This is a genomic window from Streptomyces cellostaticus, from assembly GCF_023630175.1.
In the GTDB taxonomy this organism is placed as follows: Bacteria; Actinomycetota; Actinomycetes; order Streptomycetales; family Streptomycetaceae; genus Streptomyces; species Streptomyces cellostaticus_A.
In genome coordinates this window covers 1-1904 of sequence record NZ_JALLIN010000117.1, presented here as the reverse complement: position 1 = coordinate 1904, position 1904 = coordinate 1, and the positions used below count along the sequence as shown (strand labels likewise).

At 71.4% G+C, this 1904-nt stretch carries 2 protein-coding genes; one reads left to right on the top strand and one right to left on the bottom strand.

Features of this window, described 5'->3' with window-relative positions:
• Positions 1–10: 10 nt before the first annotated feature.
• Complete coding sequence (locus MXD57_RS31215; RefSeq protein ID WP_250405576.1) at positions 11–223, bottom strand: hypothetical protein; 213 nt, start codon at positions 221–223, stop codon at positions 11–13.
• 1155 nt (positions 224–1378) lie between these two features.
• Between MXD57_RS31215 and MXD57_RS31210 the strand changes: the two genes are divergently transcribed.
• Positions 1379–1681, top strand: a complete 303-nt coding sequence (locus MXD57_RS31210) for a hypothetical protein (RefSeq protein WP_250405575.1) — start codon at positions 1379–1381, stop codon at positions 1679–1681.
• The last annotated feature ends 223 nt before the right edge of the window (positions 1682–1904 follow it).

Below are 1904 nucleotides of genomic sequence, written 5' to 3'. Positions count from 1 at the left end.
TCAGCGGCTGCTACTGCCGGACGCTGATGGCCTGGGAGGCCTGCGACTGGGCGACCGCGAGCGGCGAGTACTGGTTCACCGCCATCGACTCGTTGTGGGCGTCCACGTGCGCCATCTTCTTCGAAACGGTGCTCACCCTGGTGAAGTTGAACGAGAACCTGCCCAGCGCCTCGCGGCCGGGCAGCAGTTCGGCGGTCTCGGCCTCAAGCCAGTCGTTGTTCATCGGAAAGCCTTTCTTGCAGGAAGGGATGTACGCGAAATCAGGAGCCGGGCCGGGCGGCCAACGGACCAACCGCTGCCCCCCGGACCGTGCTCCACCCCCGGTCGGCACCACCGGCCACCGGGCCGCCGGTCACCGCTACGAGCCGTGGACCAGGCACGACGGCGCCTCGCACGGAGCCCGTACGGAGACCGTACGGAGGCTGTCACTCCGGGCGGCCGGGCCATGCGCTAACCCCGCCGTCCGGAGTCTCCGGACGAATCGTCCGGAGAGCGTGGACGGTAGCGGAAGGGGAACGGTCAGTGCAAACCGCCTATATCAGACACTCGTTCAGAAGCGTCCGCCTGTTCCATTCCCCGCCCCCGGTGCCCAACCGCGCACCCCCTGACGCGCCTTGCGGCCGCACCCTCGCCCGACGCGCACGGGCGCGACGGCGGCACCGCGGACCCGGGCCGCCCCCTCTTCTTCGAGGACCGGCTGGCGGCCCGGACCGCCGCCATCCCTCCCCGCCCCGGGCGACGGGCCGCATCGTCCAGTGCCCCGGCCCCTCGGCGCCCCTCGGTGCCCCTCCCGACTCCTCGGCGCCCTCCCGAACCCTTGGCGCTCCCCGGCCCCTCGGTCCCCCCGGGGTCCCTCGGCGCCCCCGGTCCTCCCCTCGCCCCGGCGCGCGGCGCCCCGCAGGGGGTGAGGGGGGAGGGGGAGGGGCGGGTGCGACACGCCGGTGTCCGCGCGGCCCTCCGCCTCGCGTCCGGCCGGCGGGTGCCTTTCGGTGAGAAATGCACTCCATGAAATGCAGGGCAGTGCCGAATTCCGTCTCATCGGCTCCACGCCGGGCCGCCATGCATTTTCTCACGGCATGACTCCGAAGAACCCACGGCATTCACGGCGGCACACTCACACCGTCGGACCCGATATGTCGCACCGCGGCGAACCTGCCCGCACAGTGCGGGAGTTCACCTGGTCGGACGCCTGCCGCGCGCAGGGCGAGGATTCCCGGAAAAGGCACGCCAACGCCGCTGAACTGCCGCTTTCCACAGCGCGCCGGTGGAGCCCCGAAAATTGACGCGAACTCAGGCGACGGCGAATCAGGGACTGTTTGTGTAGCGTTCCGGATCAGCGGCAGGGCTAGATCGGCCCTGATGTTTGAAAGGAGATCAGGTGAAGACCATTGCTAAGGCAGTAGCGGGCACGCTTCTGGCGGCCGGCGCTGTCATGGCGCCTCTCTCGGTGGAGGCAGCCGCTGCCCCGGCGACCCACGCGACGGCAGTGGCGCCCTCGTTCCACCCGGGCAACCACCACGCCTACGGGTTCCGCCAGGTGGACGACTGGTGGCGGTACTGCGACGACGGCCGCTTCGACCGCTGGCGTCACCGCAACCACTGCCGCGACGGCCGCTACTACAGCTGGAACCCCTACCGGTACGGCAACCACCACCGCTTCTCGTACTGGGACTGCGACTGACGTCGTCGCACCACACCACATCCGAGCCGCCCGCGGTCAGCGCCCTGACCGCGGGCGGCGGCCTGTGGACGCCGCTCCCGCGCCGAGCCCGCTCGCGAGGCGGCGCCCTTCACGCCGCCCTCCCGGGTGTGCGGTCCGTCGCCGCACGGGAGGAGGGGCGGGGAAACGGGACGGAGACAGGGAGAGCGGTGCAGGCACCGCTGCGGGGTGTGCGCGGGGCCGA

Coding starts and splice junctions, on each gene's coding strand:
- MXD57_RS31215 (WP_250405576.1), bottom strand. CDS start 223: ATGAACAACGACTGGCTTGAGGCCGAGACCGCCGAACTGCTGCCCGGC.